This window comes from Campylobacter sp. P091, from assembly GCF_002138935.1.
Taxonomy (GTDB): domain Bacteria; phylum Campylobacterota; class Campylobacteria; order Campylobacterales; family Campylobacteraceae; genus Campylobacter; species Campylobacter devanensis.
In genome coordinates this window covers 17,670-32,203 of the sequence record NZ_MJKZ01000008.1, presented here as the reverse complement: position 1 = coordinate 32,203, position 14,534 = coordinate 17,670, and the positions used below count along the sequence as shown (strand labels likewise).

Here is a 14,534-nt window from a genome sequence, read left to right as displayed (position 1 = left end):
TTATTAAAATTGGGTTTATATTTGAAAACAATAAAAATAAAATATACTAAATATAGTAAATTTTATAATTCATACTAACTTAAGTTTGAACTGATATAATATTGCCTTTTTAATTTATGAGGTAATATTATGGCTAGGATTTTTTTGGCTAGTTTTATATTTTTAATTAGCTGTTTTGCTGATGATATTGATTCATTTGAAGATGAGTATGCTACTAGCAGTTTTGATCCGCTTAGTGGATATAATAGGGTTATGACCGAGTTTAATCATGTTGTATATCAAAATATCTTGATACCAACATTTAAAGGCTATGATTATATTATGCCAGATCCTGCTCAAGATGCTATAAGTAATTTTTTTGATAATATTATATATCCAATTCGTTTAGTTAATAATCTTTTACAATTTAAATTTGCAGCAGCAGGAGAGGAGACGCTAAGATTTATTGCTAATACTATAATTGGTTTTGGCGGGATTAGCGATGTAGCAACTAATGTTTATGGGCTTAAAAGACACGATGAGGATTTTGGTCAAACACTTGGATATTGGGGAATTGGTAGCGGTTTTCCTATAGTATTGCCAGTTTTAGGACAGACAAATTTGCGTGATTTAATAGGTATGAGTGGGGACTTTTTCATTAATCCATTGAGTTATACCAATGAGATATTTACTGATGATAGTCATAAATATTTTCATCTAAATTTAGCTGTTAAATCATGGCAGCTAATTAACGATGGTTCTAAAGATCCCGAACTATATAATAAGCTTACTAGTGGTGCAATCGACTTATATACATTTATAAAAGATGGCTATGAACAACGCAGAAATGCACAAATTCAGGAGTAAAATATGAAAAAAATTATATTTTTGTTATTTTTGGTATGCTCAATTGCTTTTGGCATAGAGCTTAAAAATATTGATGATACTCTAAAGAATGATTTTAAAAAAGCAATGGAGATAATGAATGATAAATCTATAGTAAAAGAGCAAAAGCCTTTAGAGCTTTTTAAGCTTTTTGATGGATATTTTGACTACTCACTGATGGCTAGACTCTCTCTTTCTAAGCAATATAGTATGTTAAATCCTACACAGCAAGATGAGTTTGAAAAACAATTTGTAGCAAATTTAAAGGCATCTTTTACGCAAAAGCTTGGATATTATAGTGATCAAGAGATTGAGTTTGTAAAAGGCGAAATGGGAAACAAAAATCGATACAATGTCTATGCTGTAATAAAAAATAAAAGCGAAAATTATCCATTAATTTTTAAATTTCACCCAGCAAATAAGAGTGATTATCTAATCTATGATATTGATATTTTAGGCGTGAGTTTAGTTCAAAGCTATAGAAGCCAGTTTAATGATTTAAGTAAAAATGCAGGCTTTGATGAGATTATAAAGCGTCTTCAAAATGCAACAGCTGATCATAATGCCACTGTTAAATGAAAAAAATATTTAAGCTAATTGTCGCATTTCCTAAGGCTGTTTTAGCGTTTAGTTTGCTTATTTGCCTTGGAATTGGAGTCTTTTCTTATAAGCTTGAGATTGATGCTTCTACTCAGACTTTATTACTTGAAAATGATAAGGATTTAGCTATTTGGCGTGATATTACTAAACGCTATGATAGTAAGAATTTTTTAGTTATTGCTTATACACCAAATTTAGGACTTTTAAACCAAAATAGCCTAGATAAAATCGCAGCAATCTCAAGAGAGCTTGAGAATTTAAAAAGTGTCGATTCAGTTTTTTCAATCTTAAAAGCCCCACTTTTAACTAATAATCCCAATTTAAGCATTAGTGAATTAATAGAGAATGTGCCAAATTTAAGCAAAACTGGCATCGATATGGCCAGGGCCAAAGATGAGTTAATGAATAGTTTATTATATAAAAACTCATTAGTTAGTAGTGATTTTAAAACCACAGCTATTGTAGTAAATTTAAAAGATGATGATACTTATGCCAGATTTTTAGAACAAAGAGCAAATCTAAAAGAGTTTGGCCAAAAATTAGCAAATTTAGAAATTGAATTTAAAAAATATAGAGATGCTCAGCGTATTGTTGAACATGAAAATATTACTAAAATTAGGGAGATTATAGAGTACTATAAGGGAGATGAGCGGCTATTTTTAGGCGGCATTAGTATGATTGCTGATGATATGATAAGCTTTGTTAAAAATGACTTAGCAGTTTATGGAAGTAGTGTTTTAGTGCTTCTTGGGTTTTGTTTATGGTTATTTTTTAGACAAGTTAGATTTGTAGTTTTACCAGTGATTGTCTGTTTTTTAAGTGTAATTTTAGCAAGTGGACTATTTGGGCTTTTAGGTTATGAGATTACAGTAATTAGCTCTAATTATATAGCCCTTCAGCTAATTATTACAATTTCAGTGGTAATTCACTTAATCGTAGCATATCGTGAGCTATATTTAAAACATAAAATTTATACAAATGCACAGTTAGTTTATCTTACTTTGCGTTCTAAATTTACACCTTGCTTTTTTGCAATTTTTACTACAGTAATTGGATTTTTATCACTTTGCCTAAGCGATATTAAACCAATTATTATGCTTGGGGCGATGATGAGTGTGAGTATCTCTATATCGCTTTTGGTTGCTTTTTTTATTTTTGGTAGTTTGCTTATGATGCTTAAGAAAAAAGAGCCCAAAATGAGCTTTGAAAATCACTTTAAATTCACACAGTGGTGTGCTAAATTTGCCATAAATCAACCAAAAATAATATATATAATTAGTTTGTTTATAGTAGTTATTGGTATTTATGGTATTAGTCAGCTTAGGGTTGAAAATAGTTTTATAGGATACTTTAAATCAAATACTGAAATTTACCAAGGTATGAAGGTGATCGATCAAGAGCTAGGCGGAACGATTCCTTTGGATGTGATTATTAAATTTAAACCAATTGAGCAAAATAGTGATGATGAACTAGGCGAATTTGAAGATGAATTTGGCGGTAGTCAAGAGGAGCAATACTGGTTTAATACTTATAGGCTTGATATTATTAAAAGAGTTAATAAATTTATTGCTGAGCGTGAGTTTGTTGGAAATGTTAGCTCGCTTGCTACTTTACTTGAAGTAGGAAAAAGTATAAATAATGGTAAGGAGCTTGATCCGCTTGCACTCTCGCTAATCTATACAAATTTACCTAATGAGTATAAGCAGCTAATCTTAACACCATATATAAATATAGAAAATAATGAGGTAAGATTTAGTATTAGAACTATCGATAGTGATCCAAATTTACGCCGTGATGAGTTTGTCAAATCACTCAAGGCTGATTTACAAAAACTATTAAAAGATGAACCAGTAGAGATTCAAGTAGCTGGCGTAATGGTATTATATAATAATATGCTTCAAGCTCTCTTTAGTTCACAGGCTGATACATTTATATTTGTAGTTTTGGCACTATTTTTGGTTTTTGTAGTAATTTTTAGAAGTATTAAGCTATCACTAATTGGAATTATTGCAAATCTTGTTCCTTTGTGTGCTGTATTTGGCATAATGGGGATTGCAGGAATCCCGCTTGATATTATGAGTATTACAATTGCTGCTATTAGTCTTGGAATTGGGGTTGATGATATAATTCATTATATTCATAGATTTAAAAATGAAAATCGTACGCATACTATCTCTAGTGCAGTAAAGCGTTCACACGCAAGTATTGGTTATGCTATGTATTATACCTCTTTTGCAATATTTTTAGGCTTTAGCGTGATGAGTCTTAGTAATTTTTGGCCGACTATATATTTTGGGGTTTTAACTGATTTGGTTATGTTTATGATGCTTCTTGGGGCGTTAATTTTGCTTCCTGCGATGATCTCTTCATTTTATAAAAAGCAATTATAGAGCCTAAGATGGCTCTATAATTTAGCGATTTAAAAGAGTATTTATAAATTCAACTTCATTTAAATTATTTTTAGAGATAAACTCTTTAATGCTGGTATCTTCAAATTCAATATTTTTACTATTTAAGTATTTTTTAACCGCAGTTTTATCACTATTTAAAGCCATCATCGCACTACTTAAATTTGCACTCATAAAGCTAGAGTATAGCTCTTTTTGTGGTAGTTTTGACTTGTTTGAATTTGGAGCAAAAACCACAAATATTATAGCAGCTATTATGGTAGCACTTATAAAGCCAAGTTTTTTGCCAGTAAAATATTTCTTAAATGGCGCAAGATTAGCAAATATATGAAGCACACATGCAAGTACCATTACCATGCCGATATATTCGTGGGCTATCTTGATACCATAGTTTTTAAGATCAAAAAACATAAAAACACCAGTAACACCAACAATGGCAAATGTAGCGATAGTCGCTGTAGTAGCTATTGGTTTGGAGACTTTCATTATCTATCCTTTGAGTTAAATTTGGCAAAATTATTCCAAGAATATGTTAAAAATATGTGAATTAACAAAATTAAGTTATTTTACAAAAGATATATTTGTTATAGCAATTTTATTAGATAAATTTAGAGTTATTATTGTCGTATTTTATAATAATAAAGGAGTGAATTTATCTTAAAACATGTAAAAATGAGTACGCTTTACTAACTCCGTCAGTATGCAAGGCGTACCACAAGGCGCGCTTTTCTTGTTCAATGCTATTGACCGCACCGCTAAAAACTACATCACACTGTACGATATGAATGTTGATATTTGTGCTATCAATGAGTGGATCAGCTATTAGATCAGTTTTAATTTTAGTTAGTAATGCTAATTCATCAAAGAAATGACATGCGTTTGGCGTTTTGAAATTTATATATGTTTTAATATGATTTATACCCATTGTATCACGAGCTAAATTGATCAGTTCTATTTTATCATCCATTGTAGCAACCTCTCCAATTAGCAATACTTCGCCCCATTGAGAGACTATATCTAGATGAAAATTGCTTAAATTTGCACTAGCTAGGATTTTGGCTTGAAGTTTTTTTTGTATTACATTATCTTTTATTATTGTGTAGATTCCTCGTTCATCTTTATTGATAGTATAAGCATCATATATTGAAGTTAAATTAAATAGTGGCGATTTAAAAGTGCAGCCACTTAGAATAATGCTAGCAAAAATCATATAAAATATAAATTTCATTGGATAATTTTATCTAAATTTCAACAAAATATCTCTTAAAAACTTTTAAAAATATATATTTAGCTTGAATTTATTAAAATTTCGATAAAATCTAGCCTTGCATTATGTAAATTTAGTGATGCCAAAGGTTAGGTATATGCGATACGGCAAAGTTTTTCTTGCTTCTGGACTATTTAGAAGAGCTATAATTATTTTAGCGATATTTCTTGCTATGAGTGGTTTTAGCTTGCATTTTATATTTACTAATGATAATATAAGCAATGTCGTATATTTAGGCTTTTCAACGCTTGCGATTATGCTTTTAGTGCTACTTTTGGAGATATTTTTATTTATTAAAAATAATCTTATTATACCAATTGCTAATACTAAAATGTTTATTGATAAGCTAGCTCGCAAAGAGATTATCGATCCAGTTTCAAATTTTGATTTTTATCATATAAATAAAAATATTTATGATTTATTTACATCGTGGGTATGCTCACAAAATAGCCTAAAATACTATATGGAATATTATAGTTTATTATTTGATAGAAGTGATATAAAGATTTTATTTATCGATGCTAAAGATGGCTCTATAATGGATGCTAGCCGTTGTGCGGTGGAGTTTTATGGCTACTCTAAGGGCGAGCTATTAACAATGAGTATATTTGATATTCGTGTAAATGATGGAGCAAAAACTAACTATCATAAGCATAAATTAGCTAGTGGTGAGATTAAATTTGTTGAGGTGATTAGCACTCCAGTAAGCTTATATTTTAATGATTCATATTTTATGATTATTTTAGATGCTTCAAAAGCACAAGAAAAAATAGAGAGTCTAAATAGTGAGATTGGAATGATTGAGCATAATCCTGCAATTGTTATTAAATTTATCTATGATGAGAGCTGGATGAGCACTCAGCTTAGTTCAAATGCAAATTTATTAATTCCAAATGATGTTAAACAAATTGATATAAAAACTTTATGCCATAGTGATGATATCACTCCATTAAGCTTAGAGTTAGAAAGAAAGATAAAATTAGAAAATAGCATATATGATATGAAAAAAGAGCTTGATAGGGCTTATAGATTTAGGTTAAATAGTGGCGAGTATGGGTGGTTTAGACTTTTTGTTTCAAGTATGAAAAATAAAGATAACAAAACAGAAGTTACTATGTTTTTAGTTGATAGCACTGAACAAGAGATTTTAAAAGAGATTTTATCTAGTAAATTAAAACGCTATGAAAGTAGAATTTTAAGCAGTAATTTGTTAGGCTTTGAGTATTTCGCTCAAAGTGGTATTTTTAAATTTAGTATTGATTTTGTTGAGTTTTTAGGATATAAAAATAGTATTGATATGGGAGTTAGTTCTATTGAGGATATATATAAAATTGTTTATAGAGATGATATTGATATTTTAATTGATGAGTTAGATAGGTATATAGATGGCAGTTCACGGTTAATTGAGTGTGATATAAGGCTAATTAAAAAAGATGGAAATCGAATTTATGTTCGAATTAAAGCCAAAGCCCTAGATACACTAAATGACTCTGATGAGATTATTGGTACTGCTACAGATATTAGTGATCATCATAATTTTGTAGTTCAAAACGCTATATCTAAGGCGATTATGCTTAGTTCTATTAATGGAATATTAATTTGTGATGCAACTGGAAATATATTAGATGTCAACGAAAGCTTTACAAAAATTACTGGATATAGCAAAAAAGAAGTTATTGGTAAAAAACCGCAAATCCTGCATTCAGGTAAACATGATAATGTATTTTATGCTAAAATGTGGTCTGATATTAAGCATTTTGGTAGTTGGAGTGGAAGAATCTATAATAAAAATCGTTCCGGTGAAATTTATCAAGAGCATCTAGTAATCACAGCTATTAAAGATGAACATGAGATAATTCAGCGATATGTGGCACAATTTTATAAAATAATGGAGTAAGGAGAGAATTTGAATTTGGATACACAAAAGATCTATGAACACGATATCCCAGATGGGTCAAAGCTATATTTTGGCGCTAGCGCTAAGCTTAAAAGAGAGATTGAAGCTAAAGCAGCTGAAATTTTAGAAAAGAATGAATTTAGCGAGATTATCACTCCATATTTTAGCCATCATCAGCGTCAAAGCGTAAAGCCTGAGAATTTAATTCGTTTTGGCGATAAGCAAAATTTAGAGATTGCTCTTCGTAGCGATAGCACAATAGATGTAGTTAGAATTACTACAAAAAGATTAAAAGGTAGCGATACTAAAAGGTGGTTTTACATTCAGCCGGTATTTAAACATCCAACTAGTGAAATTTATCAAATCGGTGCTGAGATTTTAGGCGATAGCAGTATTATGCCGTGCATAGATATAGTTAGTGAGATTTTTAGAGAATTTGGTATTAGTGCGCATTTGCAAATTAGCAATATTCAAATTCCAAAAATTATTTGCCAGCTACTAAATTTACCAATTAGTGTATTTGAAAATGGTAGATTAGAAGTAATTTTGGGACTAAATTTACCATGGTTAAACCGCCTAGCAAATATAAAAAGTGATGCTGATATAGATGCGGTTATTGCCATTGCGCCAAGTGAGCTAAAAGAGCCGTTAAACTCGATAAAAGGATTAGCTAGTAACTATGATAAACGAATATATGCACCGCTATATTATTCTAAAATGAGATATTATGATAAGCTATTTTTTAGGTTTTTATGCGATAATAGCATTTTAAGTAGTGGCGGAAGCTATGAAATTGATGGAAACATCTCAGCTGGGTTTGCTATATTTAGCGATGCTGTGATAGAGAATTTAAGAAGTAAATAAAGGATTGATATGACAAAAGCAGATTTAATTGTTGGAATTCAGTGGGGTGATGAAGGTAAAGGTAAAATCGTAGATATGCTCTCGCAAAATTATGATTTAGTATGTAGAAGTGGCGGCGGGCATAATGCTGGTCATACTATATGGGTAGATGGCGTAAAATATGCGCTTCATTTAGTTCCAAGTGGTATTTTGCACCCAAATATTATAAATATAATTGGCAATGGCGTAGTGGTAAATCCTGAGGTTTTAATCAAAGAAATGTCACAATTTAAGAATCTAGAAGGAAGATTTTACATTAGTGATAGAGCTCATCTAAATTTAGCCTACCACTCGCTAATTGACCAGGCCAAAGAGAGATTAAAAGGCGATAAGGCTATAGGTACAACTGGTAAAGGTATTGGCCCAGCATATGCTGATAAGATTAGTCGCACAGGGCATAGGGTTGGCGAGCTTTTAAATCCTGAGCTATTAAGTACAAATTTAATGAATGATTTTGAAACTAACAGGGTTTATTTAGATGCTCTTGGTGTGCAAATTCCTAGCAAAGATGAGATCTATCAAGAACTTAAAGGTTTTAAAGAGGCTTTAGCGCCTTATATTGCTGATACTACTCAAATTTTATGGAGAGCAATGAGTGAGAATAAAAAAATTCTCCTTGAAGGCGCTCAAGGAACGCTTCTAGATATCGATCACGGAACATATCCATATGTAACTAGCTCAAATACTATTGCAGCTGGAGCTTGTACTGGGCTTGGACTTAGTCCAAAAAGTATTGGCGATGTGATTGGAATTTTAAAAGCTTATACAACTAGAGTTGGCAATGGAGCATTCCCAACAGAAGATCACGGCGTAGATGGACAAACTATGTGCGAAGTGGGTAAAGAGTACGGCACAACTACCGGTAGAAGACGCAGATGTGGATGGTTAGATGCTGTAGCTGTTAGATATGCCTCAATGCTAAATGGCGTTGATAGCTATGCACTAATGAAGCTTGATGTGCTAGATGGATTTAAAACCATTAAAATTTGTAAAGCTTATGAATATCAAGGAGAGATAATTGATTATATGCCTGCAAATTTAGATGAGGTTACGCCTATTTATGAAGAGCTTGAGGGTTGGGATAGCATTAGTGGAATTAAGCATTATGATGACTTGCCACTAAATGCTAAGAGATATATTAATCGTATTGAGGAGTTAACTGGAGTTAGAGTCAGTATCGTCTCAACAAGTCCAGAAAGGAGCGATACAATACTAAGATGAGTAATCAATTTACCCAAATAGTCAAAGTCAAAGAAGAGGAGTTAAATAAGCTTGAAATGAGCCTAGCACGAGCCAAGGCTACATTTCGTGAGCTTACTCGCTCTATAGATGCAATCAATGCCGAGCTTAATATGAGCAAATTTCCAAAAAGAGGCTCATCAATGAAAATTCAAGCCACAATTGAGCAGCAAAAGCTTTTAAGAATGCAAAAAGATAAGATTAAAGAGAAGATTTTGCTTACTCAAAAAGAGATTGTGCATTTTGAATTTCAGTATAAAAAGGCCTATATTGAACTTGAAAAATTTAAATATATGGAGAAAGAAGAGACTCAAAAAGAGTTAAAAAATCTTAGAAAAAAAGAGGCTAAAAATCTAGATGATATGGGAACTATGAGGCACTCATTTTTAAATAAGGATAGGTATTGAAATTTATATATTTTATTATATTTTTGGCTAGTTTGTTGTATGCTGCAAGTGAGAATAATGATGAGATTTTAGCCGATAGAGAGGCAAAGATTGCTAAAAATTTAGAATTAATAGATAGCTCGCGCCAAGAGCTAGAGGCTTATAGAGCTGCAACAAATACGCTATTTAATCAACGTGAAGAACAGATTTTAGCTAAAGAAAGAGATCTAAATAAAACCTTAGCGCAGATTTCTCAAAAAGAAGAAAATATTAAAAAAATGCTTGATAAAAATGAGAAAATTTTATCTGAGATCAAGAGTATTACAAATGATAAGATTCTATCCGTTTATGCTAAGATGAAAGACGGAGCTGCAGCCACCATAATTGCTCAGCTTCCACGTGATGAGGCAGCAAAGGTTTTGCATGCACTAGATCCAAAGAAGATATCGACAATATTTGCTAAGATGGATCCGCAAATAGCAGCTGAACTTACGCAAATTTTGAAAAATGATGAGCTTTTTAAGGATTTAAATTCAACTAAATAAATTTAATTTATCTTGCTATTTTTAGCTGATTTTATATATTTTTTTGATAAAATTAGTCAAAAATTTATAAAGGTCATTTAAATGCGTATTAAACTTCCACATGCTCCATATATAGCAAGAAAGATTACAACTGATCTCCTAGGCTCTGGTTTTGTTAAATTCAAAAGCGGTACAGAGCCTATAACTGCCGTTGCTCGAGAGATTCTTTGTGTTGATATAAATAAAGAAAGAGCCCTAGAAGAGCGTGTAAAAGAGCTTTTGGAACAAAATGAGAATGAGATCGATTTTATGCAAATTGATCGCAAGAATATGTTTTGGTTGATTAAGAAAAAATTAGCCAAAGAGTTTGGAGTAATGCTCTCATATGATGACCGTTATAGTAGTCTATCGCATGAGATTTTACAAAGATTATGGAGAGAAAATTTAATCGATTATAGCGTTTCAGAAAATAGGGTTAAAAATTTGATTTATGGCGCAATAGAGAGCTATTTAAAACAGTATGAAGCTATCGAAGATAGCGTAGCAGATAGATTAGAAAACTATAAGAAAAAGCTAATACCAGGCACTGAGGAGTATGATTTGATATTTGAAAGACTCTATGAAGAAGAGCTTAGCAAAAGAGGAATGATATAATGAAGGCATATATTTATTTAGAAAATGGTGTTTATTTAGAAGCTAAGGCTTTTGGTAAGGGTGGAAGTGCTTTTGGCGAGCTTGTGTTTAATACATCTTTGACTGGCTATGAAGAGATTATTACAGATCCTAGTTATGCTGGACAGTTTATTGTATTTACTATGCCTGAAATTGGGATTGTAGGTATAAATGATGATGATACAGAAAGTAACAAAATTCACGCAAGTGGCGTATTTATGCGTAATTTTAATGCCAATCCAAGTAATTTTAGATCAACACAAAATATTGAAAAGTTTTTTTACGACCAAGGCAAATTTGGTGTGTATGATATAGATACAAGATATTTAACTAAGATGCTAAGGGATAGCGGAAATTTAAGAGTATATGTCTCAACTGAGATTAGTGATAAAGATGAGCTTAAAAAAGCTTTAGAAAGTAGTGCTAGAATCGATGAGATAAATTATGTAAGTATCGTAAGCACAAAAGAGCCATATATTCACACTGCTTCAAGATGGGAGCATAAAAACCAAGCTTATGGTAGTGTAAATTCAATTGGTAAAAGAGTTGCCGTTATTGATTATGGTGTTAAAAGAAATATATTAAATGAGCTTTGTAGTGTTGGTCTTGAACTTGAAGTATATCCGCACGATGTACAAGGTGAAGTTTTAATTGACAAATTTAATAAAGGTCAAATTCATGGAGTATTTTTAAGTAATGGTCCTGGTGAGCCTAGAATGCTAGTTAATGAGATTGCTCAGATTAAAAAACTAATAGCAGCTAATATTCCGATGTTTGGTATCTGTCTTGGTCATCAGTTGCTTTCAAATGCTTATGGTTATGAGACTTATAAACTTAAATTTGGTCAGCATGGAGCCAATCATCCAGTTCAAAATTTAGAGACAAAAAGTATAGAGATTACAGCGCAAAATCATAACTATAATGTTCCAGAGAATATCTGCGAAGTAGCCACAATTACCCATAGAAATCTTTTTGATAATACTATTGAAGGGGTATGTTATAATAGTGGAAAAGTATTTTCAGTTCAGCATCACCCAGAAGCAAGCAGCGGCCCAAATGAGAGCAAATATATATTTAAGAAATTTATAGAAATTCTATAATGGAGCTTACTACCATCCTTGCTACTATTACACTTGCGGTTGGTTTTAGCCTTTCGCACTGCATTGGTATGTGTGGCGGGTTTGTGGTAGCTTGTGCTGTAAAGCTTAGTCAAAAAGATAGAACAACTAGACTAATTTTATCTTTAGGTTATCATCTTAGTAGGGTTTTAGCTTATGTAATTTTGGGTCTTTTGTTTGGACTTTTTGGCTCAGCAGTTATCTTTAGCGGTGTTAGCAAGGGTTTACTTATATTTTTTGCTGGAGTAGTTTTAATTATTTTGGCTTTTGGCATTTTTAAAAGAGGTAAACTCCTTTCTTGTATTGAAAATCAAAAATTAAGCTCATTGATTATACCGTTACTTGGTAAATTTAGACAAAAAAATAGTACTATCTCATTTTTAATCTTAGGATTTTTAAATGGACTTTTACCTTGTGGGGTCGTATATTATTTTTTAGCTATGTCTCTTGGAAGTGGGTCTTTGGTAAATGGGTCGATTATTATGGCTATTTTTGGTCTTAGCACAATTCCGGTAATGATGGGATCGGGATGGATTTTGTCAATTTTGAGTAATAAATTTAAAAATTATATAAATTTAGCTTCATTTTTGATTATGCTTGGGTATGGAATTTATCTTTTATATTTAGGATTCATGGTGTTAAAATGAAATTACAACAATATCAAAGAGCCATTGATGAGAGTAATATCGTATCAAAAACTGATATAAATGGGATTATAACTTTTGTTAATGATGAGTTTTGTAAAATTAGTGGCTATTTAAGAGATGAGTTAATCGGACAATCGCATAATATCGTTCGTCATCCAGATGTGCCAGCTGAATATTTTAAACGTCTTTGGGAGACGATTTTAAATAAAAAAATTTACAAAGGATTGATTAAAAATAGAACCAAAGATGGCAAAGCTGTTTATCTAAATACTACGATTATCCCGATTTTAGATAATAATAATGAAATTGAGGAATTTGTGGCGATTCGTTATGATATTACTGAGATGATTGAGTTAAATGAAAAGCTTATGAGGGCGCAAAATGATTTGCGTAAGACTAAAAAATTAGTTGAACTAAATAGAGAACTAGAAGAGCGTGTAGCAATTGAGGTGGCTAAAAATGAAGAACAAAGTAAGTTAATGTTTCAGCAAAGCCGCCTAGCTAATATGGGTGAAATGCTGGCTAATATTTCACATCAGTGGCGTCAACCTTTAAATGAGTTAAGTATAAATTTATATAAACTAAAACAAAGCACTAAAGAGCCAAGCTCACAATTTATTGAGATTTATGAGCATTCAAAGGCTGTGATTAAAGGAATGAGTAGTATTATTGATAACTTTAGAAATTTTTTTACTAATAATGGTGATGATGAAAGATTTTCTCTTAAAGATGCTGCTCAAGATGCGATTTTAATGCTAGAGAATACTTTTAAAAATGCATCTATAAAACTCGAGATAGATATAGATGATAATATCTATATAGTAGGGCGTCAAAATGAGATGGCTCAGATATTTATAAATCTATTTTCAAATTCAAAAGATGCTTTTTTTCAGCATAATATAAAAGATAAGAGAGTAAATGTAAGAGCATATATTCAAAATGATACAAATAAACAGATCAGATATGCTATAATCACGATTTCTGATAATGCTGGTGGGATAGAAGATAGTGTGAGTGATAAGTTATTTGATCCATATTTTACTACCAAGCATCCAAATGTAGGAACAGGTTTGGGGTTATATATTGTTAGGAGAATTGTGAGCAAATTACAAGGTCAAATTAGTGTAAGCAACCTTGAAAATGGCGCTTGCTTTGAAATTAAAATACCATTAAACGGAGATAATGATGAATGATATACTAAAAAACCTAACTGTTTTGTTTGTCGAAGATGAGGAGAAAATAAGAACTTCAATAGCTAATGTCATGGAGGATGTTTTTAAAAAGGTAATTGTAGCTGGAAATGGCGATGAAGGGCTAAAAAAATTTAAAAAATACAACCCAGATTTAGTACTTACAGATATAGTAATGCCTATAATGGATGGCCTAGAGATGGCTAAAGAGATTAAGTGCATATCTAGATTTACACCTGTTATGGTGCTAAGTGCATTTAGCCAAAAGGAGAGATTGCTAAGTGCGATTGATGTAGGAATTGATAAATATTTAATTAAACCAATTGATATCGAAGAGTTATTTGATGCTATTTGTAAGCTTGCTAAAGAGAAAATTGGTGTAGCATCTGAAATAGAGATTGGAAATGGATTTAAATTTAATAAAACCAAAAGAGTTCTAATAAATAGTGCTGGTGAGGAGATTGGGCTGACTAAAAAAGAGCTAGCATTTGTAGCGATTTTAGCTCAAAGGATTGATACATTAGTCTTACATGAAGAGATTAAACAAAGCGTCTGGACAGGAGAGAAGGTAAGTGATGCAGCTATTAGAACCTTTATAAAAAGAATTCGTGATAAAGTTGGAGCGAATTTAATTAAGAATATCCCAGGTCTTGGCTATAAAATCACTACCAAAGATGAGTAACTTTGTAAAACTATCTAAAATTTTAAAATTATCGGAGTTGCTTTAAAGTATGGTAACTCCATATTTTTATACTCTTTTTAAAATCTTTTAAATTAATTTTTGATATTTTTTCATTATTTTAAGTTAATTTATATTTT

15 protein-coding genes are annotated in these 14,534 nt (G+C 31.3%); 13 read left to right on the top strand and 2 right to left on the bottom strand.

From position 1 onward, the window contains the following. The first annotated feature begins 129 nt into the window (after positions 1-129). From CIGNP91_RS07685 to CIGNP91_RS07675, 3 genes are read left to right on the top strand one after another with little or no spacing between them, the layout of a single operon-like run. Positions 130-846: an MlaA family lipoprotein gene (locus CIGNP91_RS07685; protein WP_086235022.1), complete on the top strand. Its 717-nt coding sequence runs from the start codon at positions 130-132 to the stop codon at positions 844-846. A 3-nt stretch (positions 847-849) separates the two neighbouring features. Then, positions 850-1,443 carry an MlaC/ttg2D family ABC transporter substrate-binding protein gene (locus CIGNP91_RS07680; RefSeq protein WP_086253817.1) on the top strand — a complete coding sequence of 198 codons (594 nt, stop codon included), beginning with the start codon at positions 850-852 and terminating at the stop codon, positions 1,441-1,443. Further along, positions 1,440-3,854, top strand: coding sequence for an efflux RND transporter permease subunit (locus tag CIGNP91_RS07675; protein ID WP_086253816.1), 2,415 nt, complete (start codon positions 1,440-1,442; stop codon positions 3,852-3,854). Before CIGNP91_RS07680 ends, CIGNP91_RS07675 begins: the two co-directional genes overlap by 4 nt. A 21-nt stretch (positions 3,855-3,875) precedes the next feature. On the opposite strand, the gene CIGNP91_RS07670 is transcribed toward CIGNP91_RS07675, so the two are convergent. Together CIGNP91_RS07670 and CIGNP91_RS07665 are read right to left on the bottom strand one after the other, a co-directional pair. After that, entirely contained in the window at positions 3,876-4,358 is a 483-nt protein-coding gene (locus CIGNP91_RS07670) for a DUF4405 domain-containing protein (RefSeq protein ID WP_086228769.1), read from the bottom strand. A 166-nt stretch (positions 4,359-4,524) separates the two neighbouring features. Then, positions 4,525-5,100, bottom strand: a complete 576-nt coding sequence (locus tag CIGNP91_RS07665; protein ID WP_086228770.1) for a BON domain-containing protein — start codon at positions 5,098-5,100, stop codon at positions 4,525-4,527. A gap of 136 nt (positions 5,101-5,236) precedes the next feature. Here CIGNP91_RS07665 and CIGNP91_RS07660 point away from each other — a divergent pair, with 136 nt between their 5' ends. The 10 genes from CIGNP91_RS07660 (at position 5,237) to CIGNP91_RS07615 (ending at position 14,397) form a co-directional block, all read left to right on the top strand. After that, positions 5,237-7,036 carry a PAS domain-containing protein gene (locus tag CIGNP91_RS07660; protein WP_179187331.1) on the top strand — a complete coding sequence of 600 codons (1,800 nt, stop codon included), beginning with the start codon at positions 5,237-5,239 and terminating at the stop codon, positions 7,034-7,036. Positions 7,037-7,051: 15 nt separating this feature from the next. Beyond that, a complete protein-coding gene (locus CIGNP91_RS07655; protein ID WP_439099122.1) occupies positions 7,052-7,900 on the top strand; it encodes an ATP phosphoribosyltransferase regulatory subunit in 849 nt (282 codons plus the stop codon). A 9-nt stretch (positions 7,901-7,909) separates the two neighbouring features. Further along, entirely contained in the window at positions 7,910-9,160 is a 1,251-nt protein-coding gene (locus CIGNP91_RS07650; RefSeq protein ID WP_086229863.1) for an adenylosuccinate synthase, read from the top strand. Next, positions 9,157-9,585: a flagellar FliJ family protein gene (locus tag CIGNP91_RS07645; RefSeq protein ID WP_086225481.1), complete on the top strand. Its 429-nt coding sequence runs from the start codon at positions 9,157-9,159 to the stop codon at positions 9,583-9,585. Before CIGNP91_RS07650 ends, CIGNP91_RS07645 begins: the two co-directional genes overlap by 4 nt. Then, positions 9,582-10,109 carry a MotE family protein gene (locus CIGNP91_RS07640; RefSeq protein WP_086229862.1) on the top strand — a complete coding sequence of 176 codons (528 nt, stop codon included), beginning with the start codon at positions 9,582-9,584 and terminating at the stop codon, positions 10,107-10,109. Before CIGNP91_RS07645 ends, CIGNP91_RS07640 begins: the two co-directional genes overlap by 4 nt. An 81-nt stretch (positions 10,110-10,190) precedes the next feature. Continuing rightward, the gene (locus CIGNP91_RS07635; RefSeq protein ID WP_086225479.1) at positions 10,191-10,742 is read left to right on the top strand and encodes a DUF507 family protein; all 552 of its coding nucleotides are present in this window, start codon (positions 10,191-10,193) and stop codon (positions 10,740-10,742) included. Then, a complete protein-coding gene (gene carA, locus CIGNP91_RS07630) occupies positions 10,742-11,860 on the top strand; it encodes a glutamine-hydrolyzing carbamoyl-phosphate synthase small subunit (protein ID WP_086228776.1) in 1,119 nt (372 codons plus the stop codon). Before CIGNP91_RS07635 ends, carA begins: the two co-directional genes overlap by 1 nt. Beyond that, entirely contained in the window at positions 11,860-12,525 is a 666-nt protein-coding gene (locus CIGNP91_RS07625; RefSeq protein WP_086253814.1) for a sulfite exporter TauE/SafE family protein, read from the top strand. Before carA ends, CIGNP91_RS07625 begins: the two co-directional genes overlap by 1 nt. Further along, positions 12,522-13,718, top strand: coding sequence for a PAS domain-containing sensor histidine kinase (locus CIGNP91_RS07620; RefSeq protein WP_236848387.1), 1,197 nt, complete (start codon positions 12,522-12,524; stop codon positions 13,716-13,718). The genes CIGNP91_RS07625 and CIGNP91_RS07620 overlap by 4 nt, the downstream gene beginning before the upstream one ends. Continuing rightward, complete coding sequence (locus CIGNP91_RS07615; protein WP_086229859.1) at positions 13,711-14,397, top strand: response regulator transcription factor; 687 nt, start codon at positions 13,711-13,713, stop codon at positions 14,395-14,397. Before CIGNP91_RS07620 ends, CIGNP91_RS07615 begins: the two co-directional genes overlap by 8 nt. The last annotated feature ends 137 nt before the right edge of the window (positions 14,398-14,534 follow it).

Excerpts from the sequence above, each read along its gene's own strand:
- CIGNP91_RS07685 (WP_086235022.1), top strand. The coding sequence starts at position 130 with ATGGCTAGGATTTTTTTGGCTAGTTTTATATTTTTAATTAGCTGTTTT.
- CIGNP91_RS07680 (WP_086253817.1), top strand. The coding sequence starts at position 850 with ATGAAAAAAATTATATTTTTGTTATTTTTGGTATGCTCAATTGCTTTT.
- CIGNP91_RS07675 (WP_086253816.1), top strand. The coding sequence starts at position 1,440 with ATGAAAAAAATATTTAAGCTAATTGTCGCATTTCCTAAGGCTGTTTTA.
- CIGNP91_RS07670 (WP_086228769.1), bottom strand. The coding sequence starts at position 4,358 with ATGAAAGTCTCCAAACCAATAGCTACTACAGCGACTATCGCTACATTT.
- CIGNP91_RS07665 (WP_086228770.1), bottom strand. The coding sequence starts at position 5,100 with ATGAAATTTATATTTTATATGATTTTTGCTAGCATTATTCTAAGTGGC.
- CIGNP91_RS07660 (WP_179187331.1), top strand. The coding sequence starts at position 5,237 with ATGCGATACGGCAAAGTTTTTCTTGCTTCTGGACTATTTAGAAGAGCT.
- CIGNP91_RS07650 (WP_086229863.1), top strand. The coding sequence starts at position 7,910 with ATGACAAAAGCAGATTTAATTGTTGGAATTCAGTGGGGTGATGAAGGT.
- CIGNP91_RS07645 (WP_086225481.1), top strand. The coding sequence starts at position 9,157 with ATGAGTAATCAATTTACCCAAATAGTCAAAGTCAAAGAAGAGGAGTTA.
- CIGNP91_RS07635 (WP_086225479.1), top strand. The coding sequence starts at position 10,191 with ATGCGTATTAAACTTCCACATGCTCCATATATAGCAAGAAAGATTACA.
- carA (WP_086228776.1), top strand. The coding sequence starts at position 10,742 with ATGAAGGCATATATTTATTTAGAAAATGGTGTTTATTTAGAAGCTAAG.
- CIGNP91_RS07625 (WP_086253814.1), top strand. The coding sequence starts at position 11,860 with ATGGAGCTTACTACCATCCTTGCTACTATTACACTTGCGGTTGGTTTT.
- CIGNP91_RS07620 (WP_236848387.1), top strand. The coding sequence starts at position 12,522 with ATGAAATTACAACAATATCAAAGAGCCATTGATGAGAGTAATATCGTA.
- CIGNP91_RS07615 (WP_086229859.1), top strand. The coding sequence starts at position 13,711 with ATGAATGATATACTAAAAAACCTAACTGTTTTGTTTGTCGAAGATGAG.